17 protein-coding genes are annotated in these 21,785 nt (G+C 64.0%); 12 read left to right on the plus strand and 5 right to left on the minus strand.

Annotated elements, in window-relative coordinates; translation table 11 throughout:
• Nucleotides 1–16: 16 nt before the first annotated feature.
• The gene (locus ACIPZ8_RS09115; protein ID WP_400721753.1) at nucleotides 17–1,435 is read right to left on the minus strand and encodes an amino acid permease; all 1,419 of its coding nucleotides are present in this window, start codon (nucleotides 1,433–1,435) and stop codon (nucleotides 17–19) included.
• 392 nt (nucleotides 1,436–1,827) lie between these two features.
• On the opposite strand from ACIPZ8_RS09115, the gene ACIPZ8_RS09120 reads away from it, so the two are divergent.
• The 3 genes from ACIPZ8_RS09120 to ACIPZ8_RS09130 all read left to right on the plus strand — a co-directional run bounded on the left by ACIPZ8_RS09120 (nucleotide 1,828) and on the right by ACIPZ8_RS09130 (nucleotide 6,348).
• Nucleotides 1,828–4,965 carry a transglycosylase domain-containing protein gene (locus tag ACIPZ8_RS09120; RefSeq protein ID WP_400721756.1) on the plus strand — a complete coding sequence of 1,046 codons (3,138 nt, stop codon included), beginning with the start codon at nucleotides 1,828–1,830 and terminating at the stop codon, nucleotides 4,963–4,965.
• Between the two features lie 86 nt (nucleotides 4,966–5,051).
• The gene (locus ACIPZ8_RS09125; RefSeq protein WP_400721759.1) at nucleotides 5,052–5,597 is read left to right on the plus strand and encodes a PadR family transcriptional regulator; all 546 of its coding nucleotides are present in this window, start codon (nucleotides 5,052–5,054) and stop codon (nucleotides 5,595–5,597) included.
• Nucleotides 5,590–6,348, plus strand: a complete 759-nt coding sequence (locus ACIPZ8_RS09130) for a siderophore-interacting protein (protein WP_400721761.1) — start codon at nucleotides 5,590–5,592, stop codon at nucleotides 6,346–6,348. Before ACIPZ8_RS09125 ends, ACIPZ8_RS09130 begins: the two co-directional genes overlap by 8 nt.
• Nucleotides 6,349–6,411: 63 nt before the next feature.
• Here ACIPZ8_RS09130 and ACIPZ8_RS09135 read toward each other — a convergent pair whose 3' ends face one another.
• Entirely contained in the window at nucleotides 6,412–7,047 is a 636-nt protein-coding gene (locus ACIPZ8_RS09135; protein ID WP_400721764.1) for a Pr6Pr family membrane protein, read from the minus strand.
• Between the two features lies 1 nt (nucleotide 7,048).
• Entirely contained in the window at nucleotides 7,049–7,270 is a 222-nt protein-coding gene (locus ACIPZ8_RS09140; RefSeq protein WP_023378991.1) for a VF530 family DNA-binding protein, read from the minus strand.
• 165 nt (nucleotides 7,271–7,435) lie between these two features.
• On the opposite strand from ACIPZ8_RS09140, the gene ACIPZ8_RS09145 reads away from it, so the two are divergent.
• From ACIPZ8_RS09145 to cmoB, 7 genes are all read left to right on the plus strand, one after another.
• A complete protein-coding gene (locus tag ACIPZ8_RS09145; RefSeq protein ID WP_400721767.1) occupies nucleotides 7,436–9,475 on the plus strand; it encodes a TonB-dependent receptor in 2,040 nt (679 codons plus the stop codon).
• Nucleotides 9,476–9,696: 221 nt separating this feature from the next.
• Nucleotides 9,697–11,043, plus strand: a complete 1,347-nt coding sequence (locus ACIPZ8_RS09150; RefSeq protein WP_400721769.1) for a carbohydrate porin — start codon at nucleotides 9,697–9,699, stop codon at nucleotides 11,041–11,043.
• A 42-nt stretch (nucleotides 11,044–11,085) separates the two neighbouring features.
• Nucleotides 11,086–13,497: a glucose/quinate/shikimate family membrane-bound PQQ-dependent dehydrogenase gene (locus ACIPZ8_RS09155; protein ID WP_400721772.1), complete on the plus strand. Its 2,412-nt coding sequence runs from the start codon at nucleotides 11,086–11,088 to the stop codon at nucleotides 13,495–13,497.
• Nucleotides 13,498–13,656: 159 nt separating this feature from the next.
• Complete coding sequence (gene lon, locus ACIPZ8_RS09160) at nucleotides 13,657–16,083, plus strand: endopeptidase La (RefSeq protein ID WP_400721774.1); 2,427 nt, start codon at nucleotides 13,657–13,659, stop codon at nucleotides 16,081–16,083.
• Between the two features lie 108 nt (nucleotides 16,084–16,191).
• A complete protein-coding gene (locus tag ACIPZ8_RS09165) occupies nucleotides 16,192–16,584 on the plus strand; it encodes a protease inhibitor I42 family protein (protein WP_400721777.1) in 393 nt (130 codons plus the stop codon).
• A gap of 89 nt (nucleotides 16,585–16,673) precedes the next feature.
• Nucleotides 16,674–17,417 (plus strand): carboxy-S-adenosyl-L-methionine synthase CmoA, encoded by a 744-nt coding sequence (gene cmoA, locus ACIPZ8_RS09170; RefSeq protein ID WP_400721780.1) that lies wholly within the window; start codon nucleotides 16,674–16,676, stop codon nucleotides 17,415–17,417.
• A complete protein-coding gene (cmoB, locus tag ACIPZ8_RS09175; protein WP_400721783.1) occupies nucleotides 17,414–18,370 on the plus strand; it encodes a tRNA 5-methoxyuridine(34)/uridine 5-oxyacetic acid(34) synthase CmoB in 957 nt (318 codons plus the stop codon). The genes cmoA and cmoB overlap by 4 nt, the downstream gene beginning before the upstream one ends.
• A 70-nt stretch (nucleotides 18,371–18,440) precedes the next feature.
• Here the strand turns inward: cmoB and ACIPZ8_RS09180 are convergent, their stop codons facing one another.
• Nucleotides 18,441–18,644, minus strand: coding sequence for a hypothetical protein (locus ACIPZ8_RS09180; RefSeq protein ID WP_400721786.1), 204 nt, complete (start codon nucleotides 18,642–18,644; stop codon nucleotides 18,441–18,443).
• A 241-nt stretch (nucleotides 18,645–18,885) separates the two neighbouring features.
• Here ACIPZ8_RS09180 and ACIPZ8_RS09185 point away from each other — a divergent pair, with 241 nt between their 5' ends.
• The gene (locus ACIPZ8_RS09185) at nucleotides 18,886–19,560 is read left to right on the plus strand and encodes a heavy metal response regulator transcription factor (protein WP_400721788.1); all 675 of its coding nucleotides are present in this window, start codon (nucleotides 18,886–18,888) and stop codon (nucleotides 19,558–19,560) included.
• Nucleotides 19,557–20,939 (plus strand): heavy metal sensor histidine kinase, encoded by a 1,383-nt coding sequence (locus ACIPZ8_RS09190; RefSeq protein ID WP_400721791.1) that lies wholly within the window; start codon nucleotides 19,557–19,559, stop codon nucleotides 20,937–20,939. Before ACIPZ8_RS09185 ends, ACIPZ8_RS09190 begins: the two co-directional genes overlap by 4 nt.
• A gap of 66 nt (nucleotides 20,940–21,005) precedes the next feature.
• On the opposite strand, the gene pdxJ is transcribed toward ACIPZ8_RS09190, so the two are convergent.
• Complete coding sequence (gene pdxJ, locus ACIPZ8_RS09195) at nucleotides 21,006–21,728, minus strand: pyridoxine 5'-phosphate synthase (RefSeq protein WP_400722464.1); 723 nt, start codon at nucleotides 21,726–21,728, stop codon at nucleotides 21,006–21,008.
• Between the last annotated feature and the right edge of the window lie 57 nt (nucleotides 21,729–21,785).

Here is a 21,785-nt window from a genome sequence, read left to right on the forward strand (position 1 = left end):
CCGGGGCTTTGTCCGATCAAGCGACAGAGCTTGCTGGCGCTTGCTCCTGGCGCGGTGCCAGGCGGAATGTGTAGTACAGCACCGTCAGCAGCACCAGGAACGCCGGGCCGATGTAAAGCGCCACGCGGGTATCCTCGAAGTACGCCATCAGGCCCACCACCAGCACCAGGAAGGCCAGGGCCAGGTAGGAGCTCAGCGGCCACAGCCACATGCGGTATTTCAGCGCCTTCTGCTCGGTGGTCGACAGGCCGGCGCGGAACTTGATCTGCGCCAGCAGGATCATCACCCAGGTCCAGATCGCACCGAAGGTGGCAATCGAAGTCACCCAGACAAACACCTTCTCAGGCACCAGGTAGTTGGCCAGCACGCCCAGAAGCAAGGCACCGATCGACAGCAGCAGCGCATTGCGCGGCACGCCGCTTTTCGAGGTGCGGGCAAAGGCGGCCGGTGCCTGGCCGTTCTGCGCCAGGCTGTAGAGCATGCGCCCGGTGCTGAAGATGCCGCCGTTGCACGACGACAGCGCAGCGGTAATCACCACGAAGTTGATGATGCCGGCAGCCGTCTTGATGCCCAGACGCTCGAAGGTCATCACGAACGGGCTGCCCTGGCTGCCGATGCCGTCCCACGGGTAGATCGACAGGATCACGAACAGGGCGCCGACGTAGAACAGCAGGATGCGCCAGAACACCGAACCGATCGCCTGAGGGATGGTTTTCTGCGGGTTGCGTGCTTCGCCGGCGGTCAGGCCGATCATTTCCACGCCCAGGTAGGCGAACATCACCATCTGCAGCGACATCAGCACGCCCGTCACGCCGTTGGGCATGAAACCGCCGTTGCTCCACAGGTTGGAGATGCCCACGGCGACGCCATCATTGCCGAAGCCGAACGCGATCACGCCAATGCCACCGAGAACCATGGCAATGATGGTGACGATCTTGATCAGGGCGAACCAGAACTCGAATTCGCCGAACGCCTTGACCGCGATCAGGTTGACTGCGCCCATGCTGCCCAGCGCCATCAAGGCCCAGATCCAGCGCGGCACGTCAGGGAACCAGATGCCCATGTAGATGGCCACCGCCGTGATTTCCGCAACGCAGGTCACCAGCCACAGGAACCAGTAGTTCCAGCCAGTGAGAAAGCCCGCCAGCGGGCCAAGGTAATCCTGGGCGTAGCGGCTGAACGAGCCGGCGACCGGGTTGTGCACGGCCATCTCGCCGAGGGCACGCATGATCACCAGAATCGCCAGGCCACCAATGATGTAGGAAAGCATGATCGCGGGGCCGGCCATTTCGATGGCTTTGGCCGAACCGAGGAAAAGACCGACGCCGATACAGGCGCCCAGCGCCATCAGACGAATGTGCCGTTCGCCCAGCTCACGCTTGAGCGGGCCGCCCTCGGAGGGCTCGGCAGGGGCAGGATGGTTGCCGACTGGCATAGCAATACAACCTCATTTTGTTATTGGAGTTGACCTTCGTGCAGCACCGGTCATGCCGATAGGCGTGGCGTTGGCTTGCCGGGCTGGCCTTGTGGGCCGGCCCGTGTGCCGGTCTAGAGGGGCCGGCAGGGCGAAGGGGCCGAGCAGTATAGGAAGTCCGATACAGGGGTTTTCGCTGTATAACCAGGAAAATTCAGCGAGTTTTTTCGGGGGCTGCTTCACCAGCCCCGCTTGCACTGCCACCCTAACAACAACGCCGCAGGAATAAACCCACACCAAAGCCGCATAGCCCTACGCCACTTTTCTCGACTTCCTACAAATTTTTCACCTGTTCCTGCCAACGTCTAAGCTTCAGACAAGCAAGACGAAAATACCTGGCCGGATTGAAGACTATGGGCGCACTGTGGCAATCGGAACCAAGCAGAACGGAAGCATCTGAAGCACCTCCGGCCAAGACGCCACAACCGCAGTCCCCACGTCAGCGCAGGCTCTGGTGGCGGCTGATTTTCCTGATCCTGCTGGTGGCACTGGTGGCCATCGGTTTCGCCGCCTACGACGAGTTCCGCACCTCCAACCTGCAATCGCGCGAATTCAGCAAGCTGGCCACCACCCTCACCTATTCGCTGCAGCCCGGGCCGAGCGATGCAATCGTCTATCCGGGCGACGGGCCGTTCGACAAGCGCCTGGGCTACAGCGGGCTGGGCGAGTTTCTGCCACGCCTGCTGAAGCGCGACTACCTGATCAGCGAACAGGTGCAGTTCTCCCCGGCCCTGATGCGCTATGTCGAGCACGGCCTGTTCGCCCCCTACATCGAAAAGATCCAGGCCGGCCTGTCGATCACCGACTGCCGCGGCGAGACGCTGTACCAGTACAACTACCCGCAGCACCTGTATCCGGATTTCGCCTCCATCCCGCCGGTGATGGTCAACAGCCTGTTGTTCATCGAAAACCGCGACCTGCTCGACACCAAGGACGTGAAGAACAACCCGGCCGTGGACTGGCCGCGCTTTGCCAAGGCCGCGTACAGCCAGGTGGCCAAGTACCTGGCCCTGCCCGGCCAGTCGGCGGGTGGCAGCACCCTCGCCACCCAGCTGGAGAAATACCGCCATTCGCCGGATGGCCTGACCGTCAATGGTGCAGAGAAAATCCGCCAGATGATCTCGGCCAGCGTGCGCGCCTACCAGGGTGGCCCCGACACCAGTGAAGCGCGCCACCGGATCGTACGTGACTACCTCAACAGTGTGCCGCTGTCGGCCGTGCCCGGGCATGGCGAGGTGCATGGCATGGCCGAAGGCCTGCGGGTGTGGTACGGCGCCGATTTCGACCAGGTCAACCAGGCGCTGACCTCCACTGCCACGGACCCTGAAAGCATGGCCGCGCGCGGCCTGGCCCTGCGCCAGGTGCTGTCGCTGATGATTGCCCAGCGGCGCCCTTCGCATTACCTGTCCAAGGGCCGCGTCGAACTGGCCGAGCTCACCGACTCGCACATCCGCGTGCTGGCGGCCGCCAAGATCATCGAGCAACCGCTGGCCGATGCGGCGCTGGCCAGCAAGGCGGTCTACCGCGACTGGGTCGCCCAGCCGACCATCGTGCCGATCATCACCAACAAAGGCATCAGCCTGGCCCGCAACCGCCTGGCGGCCATGCTCAACCGCCCGCTGTATGACCTCGACCGCCTTGATGTGTCAGCCACCAGTACCCTGCAAGCCGACCTGCAGCTGCAGGTCAGCCAGTACCTGAAAAACCTTGCCGACCCCGAGTTCGCGGCGCAGATCGGCCTGATCGGCGAACGCCTGCTCACCTCCAAGACCACCGACCAGGTGAGCTACAGCTTCACCTTGTTCGAGCGCACCGGCGATGGTTCGCGGGTCCGTGTGCAGACCGACAGCACCAACCAGCCTTTCGATATCAACGAAGGCAGCAAGCTGGAACTGGGCTCGACCGCCAAGCTGCGAGTGCTCACGACTTACCTGGAGATCATCGCCGAGCTGCACGACAAGTACGCCGGCAAACCCGCAGCCGAGCTGAAGAAGGTCGAAGTCGCCGAGCTCGACCGCATCACCCAGTGGTCGCTGGAATGGCTGGCACAGAACAGCAAGAACCAGAGCCTGGATGCCATGCTCGATGCGGCGCTGGAGCGCAAGTACTCGGCCAACACCGGCGAGGCCTTCTTCACCGGCGGCGGCATGCACGTGTTCAACAACTTCCGCAAGGAAGACAACAACCGCAACCCGACCCTCAAGGATGCCCTGCGCGAATCGATCAACCTGCCGTTCATCCGCCTGATGCGCGACCTGGTGCGTTACGTCACCTACCAGCAACCGTTCAACCGCGTGCCGCTGCTCAAGGACGACTCCGACCCGCGCCGCCAGGAGTACCTGGCCCGTTTCGCCGACAAGGAAGGCACCAGCTACCTGATGCGCTTCTGGAAGAAATACCAGCGCAAGACTTCACAGCAGCGCCTGGATACCTTCCTCGACAGCATGCGTGCCACCCCGCAGCGTCTGGCTGCGGTACACCGCTACCTGTTCCCCGAAGCTGGCCAGGAAACCTTCAATGCCTTCGTCCGTGCCCACAGCAAGGATGACAAGATTGCCCTGGGCAAACTCACCGACGGCAAGCTGGCGGAGATGTACGAAGCCTACGGCCCCGGCAAGTACGACCTGCCCGACCAGGGCTACATCGCCAAGGTCCACCCGCTGGACCTGTGGCTGCTGGGCTACCTGTTGAAACACCCGAGTTCCACACTCACCGAAATGGTCAATGCCAGCCATTTCGAGCGCCAGGAGGTCTACAGCTGGCTGTTCAAGAGCCGCCACCAGGGTGCGCGTGACAGCCGCATCCGCACCATGGTCGAGATCGAGGCCTTCCTCGATATCCATCAACGCTGGAAGCGCGTGGGCTACCCGTTCGACCATCTGGTGCCGTCGCTGGCCACCGCCATCGGCAGTTCCGGTGACCGCCCGGCAGCGCTGTCGGAACTGGTCGGCATCATCCAGAACGACGGCGTGCGCCTGCCGACGCTACGCATCGACACGCTGCATTTTGCCGCCAATACCCCCTACGAAACCAAGCTGGTCAGCGACCCGGACCGGGGTGTGCGGATTCTGCCGGTAGAAGTGGCACGGGCGCTGAAAGGTGCCATGTCGCAGGTGGTCGATGCCGGTACCGCACGGCGCATCTCCGGCAGCTTCAAGCTCAAGGATGGCACGCCGCTGGTGATGGGTGGCAAGACCGGTACCGGCGACAACCGTATCGAGAGCTTCGGCGCTGGCGGCCGGCTGATCGGCTCGCGCTCGCTCAACCGTACCGCCACCTTCGTGTTCTTCCTCGGTGAAAACCACTTCGGCACGTTGACCGCCTTCGTCCCTGGGCGCTCGGCAGAAGCCTTCAAGTTCACCTCGGCGCTGCCGGTGCAGGTGCTCAAGGGCATGGCGCCGATCCTGATGCCGTACTTGCAGCCAGGCAACCCGAACGAGTGCAAACCACCTCAGGTTGCCATGCATGGCGACGACTCATCTAAAACCTAGATGATAATCATCGGCATTTAGAGGCTTGTGTTTAGATATATCTTGAGTAATATCTTGCGATATATCGAAACACAGGGAGCCTCTAAATGCGTGACCATGGCGCACATGATCCTTTTGAACGCCGCCCCGCCCGTGGCGAGCGTGGCCCACGGGTTTTCGCCCCGGGTGACCTCAAGCTGCTGATGCTGTCGATGCTGGCCGAGCAACCGGGCCACGGCTATGACCTGATCCGCCAGATCGAGAACCTGTTCGACGGCAGCTACACGCCGAGCCCCGGCGTGATCTACCCCACCCTCAATTTCCTCGAAGAAGCCGAGTTGATCAGTGGCCAGGCGCACGGCAGCAAACGCCTGTACACCATCACTGCGGCCGGCCGTACCGCACTGGCCGATCAGACCGTCGCCCTGGATGGCGTGCGCATGCGCATCGAAGTCAGCAAGCGCGCCCTGCGTGGCCACGATCGCCCGCCAGAAATCCACGAAGCGGTTGGCAACCTGCGCCATGCCCTGCACATGCACAGTGGCCGCTGGACGCCGGAAGAAATCGAACGGGTGCGCAACCTGCTCAACGACACTGCCAAGGCCATCGCCTCCGGGCCGGCCGATCCAGTCAGGGAGAACCCCCATGAGTGACACCATTCACCGCGTCAACCACGAAATCCGCCAACGTCGCCTGCAGGTGCTGCGGGTCACCGACCTCACCCCGCGCATGCGCCGCATCACCCTCGGTGGGGCCGAGTTGCAGGGTTTCACCAGCCTGGGCAGTGACGACCACATCAAGTTGCTGTTCGCTGAAACTGCCGAGCAGCAGCAGGCCATCGACGCCCGCAACCTGGGCCGTGACGGCGGCGCCCGGCCGACCATGCGCGAATACACGCCGCGCCGTATCGACCTGGTGGCCCACGAACTGGACATCGATTTCGTGCTGCACGGCGACGGCCCGGCTTCGACCTGGGCGGCCCAGGCGAAACCTGGGCAGACGCTGGACATCGCCGGGCCACGGGCTTCGATGGTGGTGCCGGATATCTTCGACAGCTACCTGCTGGTGGGTGACGAGACGGCTATCCCGGCGATTGGCCGGCGCCTGGAGGAGCTGCCGGCGGGGCGGCGGGTGCTGGCGGTGATCCAGGTCGAGGATGAACAGGAGCGCCAGCCATTGCCGAGCAAGGCTGAAGTTGAAGTGATCTGGCTCAAGCGCGATGAAGACTTGCTGGCATTGCTCAACACGCTGCCGCTGCCCGAAGGCAAACTGTACAGCTGGGTGGCGCTGGAAAAATCGCTGACTCGCCAGGCCAAGGCGCTGTTGCTGAAAAAAGGCGTGGCGGAAGATGCTCTCAAGGCCGCCGCATATTGGCGTGCCGATGGATCTGCAGACGACGAGTGACCCCCTCCCGCCCCCTCTCCCCTGCAGGAGCGGCCTTTCGCGACACAAGGCCGCTCCTACAGATCAAGCAACACTGCGCGATCCCCGCCACCGATCCAGCCCCAGCAGCACCAGGCCAATTACCCAGAACCCCGCCAACACGCCCAGGGCATTGAGCATCACCTGCCCATACCCCAGGCTCGCCACGTCGATGAACGGGTAGGCATACGCCCCGATCTCATTCCCCCGCCACAGCGCATAGGCGAAATACACCGCCGGATACAGCGCCCACACCGCCAAGTGCCGGAGCCGCAGGCTGCCCTTGGGCACCGCGAACCACCAGTACAAGGCGAACAGCAGCGGCATCACATCGTGCAGCAGTTCATCCGCCAGCCACTGCCAGCCTTCAGGCTGCCAGAGATGGCGCAGCAGCACGCTGTAAGCCAACGCCACCAGCACGATGCTGGCCGCTACCGCGGAACTCACCGATGGCGACAGAAACCAGCGCCTGGCCGCCGACTCGCGGCCAAAGGCTGCGTAGCTGAGCACGGTCGCCACCAGGGTATTGGTCAGCACCGTGAAGTAACCGAACACATTGATCAGCCCGCCAATCAGGCTGGCTTGCTCCTGCCAGCGCGCCAGCAGCACCAGGTAGACCTGCACCGTCAGGCCGAACCAGCCAAGCAACGCCATCGACGTCAGCCAGGGGCGCCGTGGCATGTCAGGCCTGACGCTGCAGCTTCACGTACAACTGCTCGACCTTCTCCCGCGCCCAGGGCGTCTTGCGCAGGAAGGTCAGGCTCGACTTGATGCTCGGGTTGCTCTTGAAGCAGCGCACATCAACGCGTTCGGCCAGGCCCTGCCATTGGTAGTGCGCCACCAGTTCGGTGAGGATCTGTTCGAGGGTCTTGCCGTGCAGCGCGTTGTGTTGGGCCGTGCTCATGCCAGTGCTCCGTAGGAAAGATGCGCACCTTACACGAGTGTAGTGGCAGGTGGGATGCGTATCGCCTGCGGAAAAAGCGCTGGCCAGGCGCGAAATCTCTGTGCTGAAATGGCAATGTTATACTGTAACAACACAAAAGCATCTGCCAAGGAACGCCTCATCCCCATGCTGCACATCCCGCTCCGCCTCTCCCCCCTCGCTGTCGCCCTGTGGCTCGCGTCATCACCCAGCCAAGCTGTGGAACTGGAACCCCAGGTCATCACCGCCAACCCGCTGGGCAACCGTCAACTGGCTGCACCCAGCACCGTGCTTGAAGGTGACGACCTGCTGCAACAGCAGCACGGCAGCCTCGGTGAAACCCTGAACAAGCAACCCGGTGTGGCCTCCACCTGGTTCGGCCCAGGCGCCAGCCGCCCGGTGATTCGCGGCCTGGATGGCGACCGCATTCGCATCCTGCGCAATGGCGTGGGTGCCCTGGATGCCTCGTCGCTGTCCTATGACCACGCCGTACCGCTGGACCCGGTCACGGTCGAGCGCGTGGAAATCGTCCGCGGCCCGGCCGCCCTGCTGTACGGCGGCAATGCCATCGGCGGCGTGATCAACACCTTCGACAACCGTATCCCCGACTCGCCGATCGAAGGCATCCATGGTGCCGGCGAGCTGCGCTACGGCGGCGCCGACACCACCCGCAGCAGTGCCGGCAAGCTGGAAGCCGGTGACGGCACCTTCGCCTTGCACCTGGACGCCAACAGCCGCCAGTTCAACGACCTGCGCATTCCCGGCTACGCGCAAAGCGCCAAAGTGCGTGACGCCGATGCGCCAGGCAGCCGCCACCGCCTGGAAAACAGTGACGGCCGCCAGGACGGTGGTGCGATCGGCGGTTCCTACAACTGGGAGCATGGCTATGCTGGCCTGTCCTATAGCCGCTATGACAGCAACTACGGCTCGGTGGCCGAATCCGGCGTGCGTCTGGACATGAAGCAGGACCATTACGCCTTTGCTTCCGAAATACGCGATTTGGACGGCCCGTTCAGCTCGGTCAAGGTTGATGCCGGCTACACCGACTACGAGCACAGCGAGATCGAAGAGGGCGAGGTACACACCACCTTCAAGAACAAGGGCTACGAAGCCCGCATCGAAGCCCGTCATCAGCCGCTCGGTCCGCTCGAAGGCGTGATTGGTGCACAGGTCAGCCGCAACGAGTTTTCGGCGCTGGGCGAGGAAGCTTTCGTCCCGCAAACCGACACCGACAGCCTGGCGCTGTTCATGCTCGAGCAGTGGCAGGCCACCGAGCGCCTGAACCTGAGCCTGGGCGCTCGCCTGGAACACACCCGCGTCGACCCCGATGCCAAGGGCAACGAGAACTTCGTCGACGCCGACAGCGCCAACAGCTTCAACGCCTTCAGCCTGTCCTCAGGCGCGGTGTACCAGCTCGACCCGATCTGGTCGCTGGCGGCCAATCTCGGCTACACCGAGCGCGCCCCGACGTTCTACGAGCTTTATGCCAACGGCGCCCACGTCGCCACTGGCGCATATGAAGTCGGTGATGCCAGCCTGAACAAGGAAAAGGCCATTTCCGCCGACCTGGCCCTGCGATTCGACAATGGCACGCACAAGGGCAGCATCGGGGTGTTCTACAGCCACTTCCGCAACTACATCGGCCTGATCGGCACGGGTAACCTGCGGGAAGGCCATGATCACGACCATGACGAGGATGATCACGATCATGACGATGACGGCTTCCCCGAATACCAGTACCAGGGCGTGCGTGCGCGCTTCTACGGCATCGAGGCGCAGGACCGCTGGAAGCTGCTCGAGAACCGCTATGGCAGCTTCGCGCTGGAGCTGTCCGGCGACTACACCCGGGCCAAGAACCTCGACAGCGGCGAGCCCTTGCCGCGCATCGCACCGTTGCGCCTGAACAGTGGCCTGGTCTGGGAACTGGACCGTTGGCAGGCGCGCGTCGATGTGCAACATGCCGCATCGCAGCATCGCAAGCCCGAGAACGAGACCAGCACCGACGGCTACACCACACTCGGAGCCAGCGTCGGCTATCGCTTCGACATTGGTCAGAGCCAGTGGCTGGCCTTCGTGCGCGGCGAGAACCTGACCGACCAGACCGTGCGCTATGCGAGTTCGATCCTACGGGATATCGCGCCTGCGCCGGGGCGTAGCGTGGAGGTTGGACTGCGCACCACCTTCTAAGCTGCGTGGGGCTGCTCAGCAGCCCCTTTCTCAGCTGACTGTTACCGGCTCAGCAATAATCAACTGCGACAATTTGTCTTTTTTTCTTACAACTTCCCCTATATCCTCCCCGCCGCAAGCTGAATCGCTTCACCCAGCATTCCCAATTGCCAACTCCATCGAAGAGCACGCTCCTCGGTGCGCTTGCCGTTTGCTCAACAATCAAAAGATAGCGCTATCTCATGTTCCAACTGCCCAACACCCGCTACACCGGCTTCGCCCTCATTGCCCTCACCGCCGGCCTGCCGAACTCGGCCAGCGCCAGCGAACCCTTCGCCAAGGACTCCCCATGGATGTTCGGCGACTGGGGTGGCACCCGTACCGAGCTGCTGGAGAAAGGCTACGACTTCACCCTCGGCTACACCGGCGAGATGGGCAGCAACCTGCACGGCGGCTACGACCATGACCGCACGGCACGCTACAGCGACCAGTTCACCTTCGGCAGCCACCTGGACCTGGAGAAGATCCTCGGCTGGAACGACACCGAGTTCCAGCTGACCCTCACCGAGCGCCACGGCGACAACATCAGCAATGACCGCATCAACGACCCGCGGGTCGGCGGCTTCACTTCAGCCCAGGAAGTCTGGGGCCGTGGCGAAACCTGGCGGCTGACACAAATGTGGATCAAGCAAAAGTACCTCGACGGCGCCCTGGACGTGAAAGTCGGCCGATTCGGCGAAGGCGAGGATTTCAACAGCTTCCCCTGCGACTTCCAGAACCTGGCCTTCTGCGGCTCGCAGGTAGGCAACTGGGTCGGCGGCATCTGGTACAACTGGCCGGTCAGCCAATGGGCCATGCGCGTTCGCTACAACCTCAACCCTGAGCTGTACGCCCAGGTTGGCGTGTATGAGCAGAACCCGTCCAACCTCGAATCGGGCAACGGCTTCAAGCTCAGCGGCAGCGGCACCCAAGGCGCGGTCATGCCTGTCGAACTGGTATGGAGCCCGCGCCTGAATGGCCTGAAAGGGGAATATCGCGCCGGCTACTACTACAGTAATGCCAAGGCACAGGATGTTCTCAAGGACAGCAACGGCCAGCCGGCCGCCCTCAGCGGCGCCGCCTACCGCAGCAGTTCGAGCAAGCACGGCTTGTGGCTCGGGGCCCAGCAGCAGGTCACCTCGCTGGCGTCCGACCAGTCGCGCGGCCTGAGCCTGTTCGCCAACGCCACGGTGCACGACAAGAAGACCAATGTCATCGACAACTATGTTCAAGCTGGACTGGTATTCAAAGGCCCCCTCGACGCCCGCGCCAAGGACGACATCGGCTTCGCCGTCGCCCGCGTGCACGCCAACCCGGCCTACCGCAAGAACGCCCGCCTGGCCAATCAGGTGGCCGGCCTCGACGACTACGACAACCCGGGCTACCTGCCGGTGCAAGACACCGAGTACAGCGCCGAACTCTATTACGGCATTCACCTGGCCGACTGGCTCACAGTGCGCCCGAACCTGCAGTACATCCGCCATCCGGGCGGGGTGTCGCAGGTCGATAGCGCGCTGATCGGCGGCCTGAAGATTCAAAGCACGTTCTGACCACTTTCACACTGACCACCTTCACTAAAGGGAGAACCTACGATGAGCACTGACGGTGCCAACCAAGGAACCCGCTGGCTGCCACGCCTGATGGGCGTGCTGCTGTTGCTGATGGGCCTGGCCCTGTTGGCCGGCGGCATCAAACTGAGCCAGCTGGGCGGATCGCTGTACTACCTGATCGCCGGAATCGGCTTTGCCCTGTCGGGCGCCTTGCTGCTGGCCAAGCGCCGTATTGCCCTGGGCCTGTATGGGCTGGTGCTGCTGGGCAGCACGGTCTGGGCCATGCTCGAAGTGGGCCTGGACTGGTGGCAATTGGTGCCGCGCCTGGCCATCTGGTTCGCCATCGGCGTGGTGCTGCTGCTGCCGTGGGCCCGTCGCCCGCTGACCGGCCCTGCCGCCAAGGCCAACACCGCGCTGCTGAGCGTTGCCGTGCTGGCTTCGGGCGCCTGCGCCTTGGGCAGCCAGTTCACCCACCCAGGTGAAGTGTTTGGCGAACTCGGCCGCGACAACAGCGAAATGGGCAGCGCCGCTCCGGCCATGCCGGATGGCGACTGGCAGGCCTATGGCCGCACCGAGCACGGCGACCGCTATTCCCCGCTGCGCCAGATCACCCCGCAGAACGCCTACCGCCTGGAAGAAGCCTGGCGCATCCGCACCGGCGACCTGCCGACCGACAACGACCCGGTCGAGTTGACCAACGAAAACACCCCGCTGAAGGCCAACGGCATGCTCTATGCCTGCACCGCCCACAGCAAGGTGCTGGCCCTGGACCCGGACACCGGTGCCGAGATCTGGCGCTACGACCCGCAGATCAAGACCCCGGTCGGCACCTTCAAGGGCTTCGCCCACATGACCTGCCGCGGCGTCTCGTACTATGACGAGAACAGCTACGTCAGCCGCGACGGCAGCCCGGCACCGAAAGTGTCCGACGCCGGCCAGGCCGTGGCCCAGGCCTGCCCACGCCGCCTCTACCTGCCGACCGCCGATGCCCGCCTGATCGCCATCAACGCCGACAACGGCAAGGTCTGCGAAGGCTTCGCCAACCAGGGCGCGATCGACCTGACCACCGGCATCGGCCCGTTCACCGCAGGTGGCTACTACTCCACCTCGCCCGTGGCCATCACCCGCAGCCTGGTGATCATCGGCGGCCATGTCACCGACAACGAGTCGACCAACGAACCGTCCGGCGTGATCCGCGCCTACGACGTACACGACGGCCGCCTGGTGTGGAACTGGGACAGCAACAACCCGGACGACACCAAGCCGCTGGCCCCGGGCAAGATGTACAGCCGCAACTCGGCCAACATGTGGTCGCTGGCCAGCGTCGACGAAGACCTGGGGATGGTCTACCTGCCGCTGGGCAACCAGACCCCTGACCAGTGGGGCGCTGACCGTACCCCGGGCGCCGAGAAGTACAGCGCCGGTGTGGTCGCCCTGGACCTTGCTACCGGCAAGGCCCGCTGGAACTACCAGTTCACCCACCACGACCTGTGGGACATGGACGTCGGCAGCCAGCCGACCTTGGTGCACCTGAAGACCAAGGACGACGTCAAGCCGGCGATCATCGTACCGACCAAGCAGGGCAGCCTGTACGTGCTCGACCGTCGTGACGGCACGCCGATCGTGCCGATTCGCGAGATCCCGGTCCCGCAAGGCGCGGTCAAGGGTGACCATACCGCACCGACCCAGGCCCGCTCCGACCTCAACCTGCTTGGCCCTGAGCTGACCGAAAAGGCCATGTGGGGTGCCACGCCGTTCGACCAGATGCTGTGCCGCATCCAGTTCCGCGAGCTGCGCTACGAAGGCCAGTACACCCCGCCGTCCGAACAGGGCAGCCTGATCTACCCGGGCAACGTCGGCGTGTTCAACTGGGGTAGCGTGTCGGTCGACCCGGTGCGCCAGCTGCTGTTCACCTCGCCCAACTACATGGCCTTCGTGTCGAAGATGGTGCCGCGCGAGCAGGTGGCCGCCGGCAGCAAGCGCGAAAGCGAGACCAGCGGTGTGCAGCCAAACACAGGCGCGCCTTATGCAGTGACCATGCACCCGTTCATGTCGCCGATCGGCATCCCCTGCCAGGCACCCGCCTGGGGTTATGTGGCGGCCATCGACCTGTTCACCAACAAGGTGGTGTGGAAGCGCAAAAACGGCACTACCCGGGACAGCACGCCGGTGCCGATCGGCATGCCGGTGGGCGTACCGAGCATGGGCGGTTCGATCGTCACTGCTGGCGGCGTCGGCTTCCTCAGCGGCACCCTCGACCAGTTCCTGCGCGCCTATGACGTGAACAACGGCAAGGAACTGTGGAAGGCCCGCCTGCCAGCGGGTGGCCAGGCCACGCCGATGACCTATACCGGCAAGGACGGCAAGCAGTACGTGCTGATCGTTGCCGGCGGCCATGGTTCGCTGGGCACGAAAATGGGCGATTACATCATCGCTTACAAATTGGCTGAGTAATGCCAGCGAGCCCCGCTAAGGGGCTCAATTACCTGTACCGGCGATGCTGCCGGTACAGGCCTGCAAAGATGAAACCCTCCCCCTGCGCCCTTCGTCTACCATTGAAACCCATCCCCCCCCGCCCCATCTAAGCACCATAGTCATTCACGCAGGTGCCCCATGAGCGACCAGCAGGATTTCCCGGAACAACCCGACGAACACAGCGCAGTCGAACAGCCCGACACCCAGGCCGATACCAGCCACGGCCACGCCCTCGCCCTGCCCGGCCAGCAGCTGCCGGACAAGGTCTACGTGATCCCGATCCACAACCGCCCGTTCTTCCCAGCGCAAGTGCTGCCGGTGATCGTCAACGAAGAGCCCTGGGCCGAAACCCTCGACCTGGTAGCCAAGACCGAGCACCACTCGCTGGCACTGTTCTTCATGGATACCCCGCCGGAAGACCACCGCCATTTCGACACCTCGGCCCTGCCGGAGTACGGCACCCTGGTCAAGGTGCACCACGCCAGCCGCGAAAACGGCAAATTGCAGTTCGTCGCCCAGGGCCTGACCCGGGTGCGCATCCGCACCTGGCTCAAGCACCATCGCCCGCCGTACCTGGTCGAGGTCGAGTACCCGCGCCAACCGGCCGAGCCGACCGACGAGGTCAAGGCCTACGGCATGGCGCTGATCAATGCGATCAAGGAGCTGCTGCCGCTCAACCCGCTGTACAGCGAAGAGCTGAAGAACTACCTCAACCGCTTCAGCCCCAACGACCCGTCGCCACTCACCGACTTCGCCGCTGCCCTCACCTCCGCCACCGGCAACCAGCTGCAGGAAGTGCTCGATTGCGTGCCCATGCTCAAGCGCATGGAGAAGGTCCTGCCGATGCTGCGCAAGGAGGTCGAGGTCGCGCGCCTGCAGAACGAGATTTCCGCCGAGGTCAACCGGCAGATCGGCGAGCACCAGCGCGAGTTCTTCCTCAAGGAGCAGCTCAAGGTCATCCAGCAGGAGCTGGGCCTGACCAAGGACGACCGCAGCGCCGACCTCGAACAGTTCGAGCAGCGCCTTGCCGGCAAGACCCTGCCTGAGCAGGCGAAAAAGCGCATCGACGAAGAAATGGGCAAGCTGGCCATCCTCGAAACCGGGTCGCCCGAATACGCCGTCACCCGCAATTACCTGGAATGGGCAACCGCCCTGCCCTGGGGCGTGTACGGCAAGGACAAGCTCGACCTCAAGCATGCACGCAAGGTGCTCGACCAGCACCACGCCGGCCTGGATGACATCAAGGAGCGCATCCTAGAATTCCTCGCCGTCGGCGCCTGGAAGGGCGAGATCAGCGGCTCGATCGTGCTGCTGGTGGGCCCGCCCGGGGTGGGCAAGACCAGCATCGGCAAGTCCATCGCCGAGTCCCTCGGCCGGCCGTTCTACCGCTTCAGTGTCGGCGGCATGCGCGACGAGGCCGAGATCAAGGGCCACCGCCGCACCTACATCGGCGCCCAGCCGGGCAAGCTGGTGCAGGCGCTGAAGGACGTCGAAGTGATGAACCCGGTGATCATGCTCGACGAGATCGACAAGATGGGCCAGAGCTACCAGGGCGACCCGGCCTCGGCGCTGCTGGAAACCCTCGACCCGGAGCAGAACGTCGATTTTCTCGACCACTACCTGGACCTGCGCCTGGACCTGTCCAAGGTGCTGTTCGTGTGCACGGCCAACACCCTCGACTCGATCCCCGGGCCGTTGCTCGACCGCATGGAAGTGATCCGCCTGTCCGGCTACATCACCGAAGAAAAGCTGGCCATCGCCAAGCGCCACCTGTGGCCCAAACAGCTGGACAAGGCCGGCGTGGCCAAGACCAGCCTGAGCATCAGCGACAGCGCCCTGCGCACGGTGATCGAGGGCTATGCCCGTGAAGCCGGGGTGCGCCAGCTGGAGAAACAGCTGGGCAAGCTGGTGCGCAAGGCTGTGGTCAAGCTGCTGGAAGACCCTGACGCCAAACTCAAGATTGGCACCAAGGACCTGGAGCCCGCCCTGGGCATGCCGGTGTTCCGCAGCGAGCAGGTGCTGGCTGGCAAGGGCGTGATCACCGGCCTTGCCTGGACCAGCATGGGCGGTGCGACCCTGCCGATCGAGGCCACCCACATCCACAGCCTCAACCGCGGGCTGAAACTCACCGGGCAACTGGGTGACGTGATGAAGGAATCGGCGGAAATCGCCTACAGCTACATCAGCTCGAACCTGAAGCAGTTCGGGGGCACACCTGGCTATTTCAACGAAGCCTTCATTCACTTGCACGTGCCCGAGGGCGCCACGCCCAAGGATGGCCCCAGTGCCGGGGTGACCATGGCCAGCGCCCTGCTGTCCCTGGCCCGTGACCAGGCGCCGAAAAAGGGTGTCGCCATGACTGGCGAACTGACCTTGACCGGCCAGGTGCTGCCAATTGGCGGCGTGCGCGAGAAGGTAATCGCGGCGCGACGGCAGAAGATCTTCGAGCTGATCCTGCCCGAACCCAATCGCGGTGACTACGAAGAGCTGCCGGACTACCTGCGCGAAGGCTTGACCGTGCATTTTGCCAAGCGCTTCGCTGACGTGGCCAAAGTGCTGTTCTGACCTGCACCGGCCTCTTCGCGGGCAAACCCGCGAAGAGGCCCGCACAGCCAGCACAATTTCCGCTGGTCATCGGGTATCCTCAGGCCATCGCCAGCCTTCGGAGCCACCATGACCGCCCCTCGTCTGCTCGTTCCCCTGAGCCTCGCCCTGCTCGCCGCCTGCGCCCAGCAACCCAGGCAAACCGTCGAACTGGACGCCGAAAGCGAATGCCCCAAGCGCCTGCAGGTCGGCCAGAGCCTCACCCTGACCCTACCCAGCAACCCCACCACCGGCTACCGCTGGCTGGTGCAGAACCCTGCATCCAACGTGCTGCAAAGCCTTGGCCCAGAGGTCTACAGTGCCCCCGAGGACGCCGGTATCGTCGGCAGCTCGGGCATCTCGACCTGGCGCTACCAGGCCCGCACCGCCGGTGAAGGCCACCTGGTGCTGGTCTATCAGCAGCCCTGGGCGCCGGAAGTGCGCCCGGTACAGACCTTCGATTGCGCCATCCGGGTCAACTGACCGGGCAGCGCTGGTCAGCCAACCATGCATCCTGGCCGCGGTTTGGCTAGAATGCCGGCCCTGCATATCGCCAGCCGCCTGGATTCACCGTGAGCAAACAACCCGACCGCCTTTTCGCCCAACCTCTGGAGCAAGTCCCCGACTTCGTGTTCAACGAAGACGTGGTGCGCGTGTTCCCGGACATGATCAAGCGCTCGGTGCCCGGTTACCCGACCATCGTCGAAAACCTCGGCGTGCTGGCCGCGCGTTTTGCCCAGCCAAACACCGCGCTATACGACCTGGGCGCCTCCCTGGGTGCCGTCACCCAGGCGCTGCGCCGCCATGTGCGCAGCGATGGCTGCCGGGTGATCGCGGTGGATAATTCCGCCGCCATGGTCGAGCGTTGCCGCCAGTACCTCACCGCCCAGGACTCGATGTTCCAGGAACTGCTGCCGGTCGACGTGCTGGAAGCCGACATCCTCACCCTGCCCTTCGAACCGGCCTCGGTGGTGGCGATGAACTTCACCCTGCAGTTCATTGCCCCGGAACAACGCCTGGCGCTGCTCGGCCAGATCCGCCAGGCACTGCTGCCCGGCGGCGCGCTGATCCTCTCGGAGAAACTGCGTTTCGCCGATGACGAGGAACAGTCACTGCTCAACGAACTGCACCTGGACTTCAAGCGGGCCAATGGCTACAGCGAACTGGAAATCGCCCAGAAGCGCAGCGCCATCGAGAACGTGATGAAGCCCGACACCCTGCAAGCCCATAAGGAACGCCTGCACGCGGCCGGTTTCACCAAGGTGGTGCCGTGGTTCCAATGCCTCAACTTTGCCTCGCTGATAGCCCTGCCATGATCGATCTGTCCCCCCTCGTCCGCCGCCTGGCGGGCACGCCCCTGGCTTCCTGGTCCCAGGGCCTGCAAGCACAACTGGAAGCCAAGCTGGAAAAAGGCCACGGCGACCTCGACCGCTGGCGCGGCGCGCTCGACGCACTGCCAGCCCTGCAGCCCAGCGAAATCGACCTGGCTGACGGCCTGCGCCTGGATTGCGAATGCGATGACGCCACCCGCGCGCAGATGCGCCAGGCGCTGATGGGCCTGTCGCCCTGGCGCAAGGGGCCGTTCGACCTGTTCGGCGTGCATGTCGACACCGAATGGCGTTCGGACTGGAAGTGGTCGCGGGTCGGCCCGCACCTCGACCTCAAGGGCAAGCGCGTACTCGATGTCGGCTGCGGCAACGGTTACTACCAGTGGCGCATGCTCGGTGCCGGCGCCGACATGGTCATCGGCGTCGACCCCAACTGGCTGTTCTTCTGCCAGTTCCAGGCGGTGCAGCAATACCTGCCCGAACTGCCCGCCTGGCATCTGCCATTCGCCCTGGAAGAGCTGCCTGCCAACCTTGAAGGCTTCGACACGGTGTTCTCCATGGGCGTGTTCTACCACCGCCGCTCGCCCATCGAGCACCTGCTGGCGCTCAAGGACTGCCTGGTCAAAGGCGGCGAGCTGGTGCTGGAAACCCTGGTGATCGAGGGCGATGAAAACCAGGTACTGGTGCCCGAAGACCGTTACGCGCAGATGCGCAACGTCTGGTACCTGCCGTCGGTGCCGGCCCTGGAGCGCTGGTTGCGCCGTGCCGGCTTCACTGACGTGCGCTGCGTGGATGTGAGCGTCACCAGCGTGGAGGAACAGCGCAGCACCGAATGGATGCGCTACCAGTCGCTGGGCGACTTCCTCGACCCGAACGACCACAGCAAGACCATCGAAGGTCTGCCCGCCCCGCGCCGCGCCACCCTGCTGGCGCGCAAATAAAAAAGGCGTCCATGTGGACGCCCGAATCACACCTGTGCCGGGGAGCAGTGCCGGCACAGCTGCTGTTGCCTCAATCCTTGGCCACCTCGCGGGCCTTCTGCTGCGCCTTGCGCTCACGCTCGGCGATGGCCTGTTGCTTGTCGCCGTGCAGGCGCTCCTGATCCTGGCGGAACGCTTGCCAGAATTGCTGGGAACGTTCGGCGCCGCCTTCGGCGTAGACACTGGCGCTGCCCAGGGCGAGGGTCGCCAGCAGCAGGTATTTGCTCAGGTTCATGGTGCTTGCCTCGTTGATAACCGATCAGACAGGGCAATCGTATCCACCGGCAGCTAACGCCAAGGTGAGGCGGGCATTACAGTCTTGCAATGTGGCCCTGACAGACAGCCAGATAACACCAGAATTACAAATCCGTTATCTGCGCCGATGGGCCATACGCATGCCGTAACATCCTGCTGCTTGACCCTGAAGCCCCTACAGGCCTGAAAATCCTGCCCTTTCCCGCCTACCGAGCCTACCCATGCGTCTACTGATCATCGAGGACGAACTGCGTACCGCCGACTACCTGCAACAGGGCCTGCGCGAAAACGGCTATGTGGTCGACTGCGCCCACACCGGCACCGACGGCCTGCACCTGGCGCGCCAACAGCCCTACGACCTGATCATCCTCGACGTCAACCTGCCCGAACTGGACGGCTGGACGGTGCTGCAGCGCCTGCGCGCCGAGTCGGCCACGCGGATCATGATGCTGACCGCCCATGGTCGCCTGTCAGACCGGGTCAGAGGCCTGGACCTGGGCGCAGATGACTACCTGCTCAAACCGTTCGAATTCCCTGAGTTGCTGGCCCGTATTCGCAGCCTGCTGCGCCGTAACGACCAGCAACTGCAACCCAGCACCCTGCGCGTCGCCGACCTGGAACTGGACCCAGGCCGCCACCGTGCCTACCGCGCCGGCAAGCGCATCGACCTGACCGCCAAGGAGTTCGCCCTGCTGCACCTGTTGATGCGCCAGAGCGGCGAAGTGCTGTCGCGCACGCAGATCATCTCGCTGGTGTGGGACATGAACTTCGATTGCGACACCAATGTGGTCGAAGTCTCGATCCGCCGGCTGCGGGCGAAGATCGACGACCCGTTTGACGACAAGCTGATCCATACCCTGCGCGGCGTCGGTTATGTCCTCGAGGCCCGCGTTTGAAGCACGCCAGCCTGTCGCTGCGCCTGGGCCTGAGCATGACCCTGATGGGCGCCGCCCTGGTCTTGCTGCTCGCCTGCCTGGCGGTGTTCGCCCTCGACCACGAACTGGACAGCCGTGCCCGCAAGGACCTCGCGCGCAAGATGTTGCAGGTGGAGCACAACCTGCGGGTCGACCTGCGCAGTGAGGACCTTGGCAACCGCGCCCATCCGTTGCTCGACCTGGTGATGGGCCACGACAACCTCAGCCTGAGCGTACTGGCCCTTGAGGGCCGCCACCCGCACCTGCTCAGCCTCGGCCCTGCGCTGGAGTCCCGGGTTGGCGAATTGCATACCGATTCACGGCTGAACTACCACGAATGGCGCGACAGCAACGGCAACCAGATCCTCACCGTGACCCGGCAGATGCGCCTGCGTGACGACACCCCGGTGCGGGTGATGATGTCGCTCAACCGGGCCGACGACCATGCCCTGCTTCAGGCCTATCTGCACTCCACCCTGCTGGCCCTGCCGGTGCTGTTGCTGCTGATCGGCGCTGGCGCCTGGTGGTTGATGCAACGCGGCCTGAAGCCACTGCGCCACTTCCGCCGCATCGCCGGGCAGGTCTCCACCCAGGACCTGCAACACCGGCTGCCCGCCACCGGGTTGCCGCTGGAGCTGGCAGAGCTGGCGCGCAGTATCAATGTGATGCTCGACCGCCTGGATCAGGGTGTGCGCCAGCTGTCGCAGTTCTCCGACGACCTGGCCCATGAACTGCGTACCCCGCTGGGCAACCTGATGGGCAAGGCCCAGGTCACCCTGGCGCGCGAGCGCGATAGCGCAAACTACCGGGAAGTGCTGGAAGACAGCATCGAGGAACTGACCCGGCTCAACCGCATCATCAACGACATGCTGTTCCTCGCCCAGGTCAGCCAGCCCCAGGCGCAGGTGGCGCTCAAGCCGCTGGCGTTGGCGGATGAAGCGGCGCAGGTGAGCGAGTTGTTTGCCTTCAGTGCCGAGCTGAAGGGTATCGAGCTGCGCTTGCAGGGCTGGGGGACGGCGCTGGCGGACCGTTTGATGTTCCAGCGGGCGCTGTCGAACCTGTTGAGCAATGCCATACGGCATGGGCCTGAGGGTCAGGTTGTAAAACTGGGCATCGAGCGCCAGGGCAGCGAGGTCCTGGTGTGGGTGGAGAATCAGGGGCCGGGGATTGCCGAAGAACATTGGCCGCAGTTGTTCGAGCGCTTTTACCGGGTGGGGTCGGGGCGTTCGCGGCTGGAGGGCGGGACGGGGTTGGGATTGGCGATCGTGAAGTCGATCATGCAGTTGCATGGGGGGTGGGTCGAGGTCAGCAGCAACCTTTCAGGGCCAACCCGGTTTACCTTGGTGTTTCGAGCTGAGTAAGGCGTTACCTGCACCGGCCTCTTCGCGGGCTTGCCCGCGAAGAGGCCGGTGCAGGCCGCCGATGAATCAGCGCGAAGCCGCGACAATCAGCGCCTTCATCTCGGCCACGGCAGCCTTGAAGCCGACGAACAGTGCATGCGCCACCAGCGCATGGCCAATGTTCAGTTCATTGATGCCCTTGATCGCCGCCACCGCCTCGACGTTGTGGTAGTGCAGGCCATGGCCGGCATTGACGATCAGCCCCTGGCCCACGCCAAACGCCACGCCATCAGCGATGCGCTGCAGTTCCTCGGCCACTTCGGTCGGTGTTTCGGCATCGGCATAACGCCCGGTGTGCAGCTCGACGGCTGGGGCGCCGACACGGCGCGAAGCCTCGATCTGCCGCTCGTCAGGATCGATGAACAGCGACACTTCAGCACCGGTACGCGACAGGCGCTCGACCGCCGCCTTGATCCGTGCCTCCTGGCCAGCCACGTCCAGACCGCCTTCGGTGGTCAGCTCCTGGCGAGTCTCGGGGACCAGGCAGATATGCGCCGGGCGGATTTTTTCGGCAAAGGCCATCATCTCTTCGGTGATGCCCATTTCGAAGTTCATGCGTGTCTGCAGCACGTCCTTGAGCACCACCACGTCGCGCTCCTGGATATGCCGGCGGTCTTCACGCAGGTGCACGGTGATGCCGTCGGCGCCCGCTTCCTCGGCATCCAGCGCAGCCTTGACCGGGTCAGGGTAGCGTGTGCCGCGGGCCTGGCGCAGGGTTGCCACGTGGTCGATGTTGACGCCGAGAAGCATGCGGTTGCTGTGAGTCACGAAAGGCTCTCCTGAAGTTTGAGCCACACAGCATACGAC

It is taken from the genome of Pseudomonas sp. NPDC089422, from assembly GCF_044749405.1.
In the GTDB taxonomy this organism is placed as follows: Bacteria; Pseudomonadota; Gammaproteobacteria; order Pseudomonadales; family Pseudomonadaceae; genus Aquipseudomonas.

What these genes read in the sequence shown, in the direction of transcription:
- ACIPZ8_RS09115 (WP_400721753.1), bottom strand. Translation starts at nt 1,435, where the DNA reads ATGCCAGTCGGCAACCATCCTGCCCCTGCCGAGCCCTCCGAGGGCGGC.
- ACIPZ8_RS09120 (WP_400721756.1), top strand. Translation starts at nt 1,828, where the DNA reads ATGGGCGCACTGTGGCAATCGGAACCAAGCAGAACGGAAGCATCTGAA.
- ACIPZ8_RS09125 (WP_400721759.1), top strand. Translation starts at nt 5,052, where the DNA reads ATGCGTGACCATGGCGCACATGATCCTTTTGAACGCCGCCCCGCCCGT.
- ACIPZ8_RS09130 (WP_400721761.1), top strand. Translation starts at nt 5,590, where the DNA reads ATGAGTGACACCATTCACCGCGTCAACCACGAAATCCGCCAACGTCGC.
- ACIPZ8_RS09135 (WP_400721764.1), bottom strand. Translation starts at nt 7,047, where the DNA reads ATGCCACGGCGCCCCTGGCTGACGTCGATGGCGTTGCTTGGCTGGTTC.
- ACIPZ8_RS09140 (WP_023378991.1), bottom strand. Translation starts at nt 7,270, where the DNA reads ATGAGCACGGCCCAACACAACGCGCTGCACGGCAAGACCCTCGAACAG.
- ACIPZ8_RS09145 (WP_400721767.1), top strand. Translation starts at nt 7,436, where the DNA reads ATGCTGCACATCCCGCTCCGCCTCTCCCCCCTCGCTGTCGCCCTGTGG.
- ACIPZ8_RS09150 (WP_400721769.1), top strand. Translation starts at nt 9,697, where the DNA reads ATGTTCCAACTGCCCAACACCCGCTACACCGGCTTCGCCCTCATTGCC.
- ACIPZ8_RS09155 (WP_400721772.1), top strand. Translation starts at nt 11,086, where the DNA reads ATGAGCACTGACGGTGCCAACCAAGGAACCCGCTGGCTGCCACGCCTG.
- lon (WP_400721774.1), top strand. Translation starts at nt 13,657, where the DNA reads ATGAGCGACCAGCAGGATTTCCCGGAACAACCCGACGAACACAGCGCA.
- ACIPZ8_RS09165 (WP_400721777.1), top strand. Translation starts at nt 16,192, where the DNA reads ATGACCGCCCCTCGTCTGCTCGTTCCCCTGAGCCTCGCCCTGCTCGCC.
- cmoB (WP_400721783.1), top strand. Translation starts at nt 17,414, where the DNA reads ATGATCGATCTGTCCCCCCTCGTCCGCCGCCTGGCGGGCACGCCCCTG.
- ACIPZ8_RS09180 (WP_400721786.1), bottom strand. Translation starts at nt 18,644, where the DNA reads ATGAACCTGAGCAAATACCTGCTGCTGGCGACCCTCGCCCTGGGCAGC.
- ACIPZ8_RS09185 (WP_400721788.1), top strand. Translation starts at nt 18,886, where the DNA reads ATGCGTCTACTGATCATCGAGGACGAACTGCGTACCGCCGACTACCTG.
- pdxJ (WP_400722464.1), bottom strand. Translation starts at nt 21,728, where the DNA reads ATGCTTCTCGGCGTCAACATCGACCACGTGGCAACCCTGCGCCAGGCC.